We start from the raw sequence: 277 nt of genomic DNA on the forward strand, positions 1-277 counted from the left end.
TCCAGCAGCGCGGGCTTCAAGTGCTGCGCGGCGTGCTGCGCGATGATGCGCCCCACGTGCGTCGACCCGGTGAAGTTCACCCGCCGCACGGCCGGATGCGCGATCAGACGTTCGACCACTTGCGCGGCATCGGCGGGCGCGTTGGTCACCACGTTGACCACGCCGTCGCCCAGGCCTGCCTCGTGCAGCACCGTACCGATCAGCCGATGCACGCCCGGGCACAGTTCCGACGCCTTGAGCACCACCGTGTTGCCGCACGCCAGCGGCATCGCCAGCG

The 277-nt window shown here is 70.4% G+C and carries 1 protein-coding gene; it reads right to left on the reverse strand.

Features of this window, described 5'->3' with window-relative positions; genetic code table 11:
* A partial coding sequence (locus RVY79_RS19380; RefSeq protein ID WP_317466197.1) for an aldehyde dehydrogenase family protein occupies positions 1-277 on the reverse strand: 277 nt, incomplete at both ends.

This window comes from Chromohalobacter sp. HP20-39 (genome assembly GCF_033052815.1).
Lineage (GTDB): Bacteria > Pseudomonadota > Gammaproteobacteria > Pseudomonadales > Halomonadaceae > Chromohalobacter.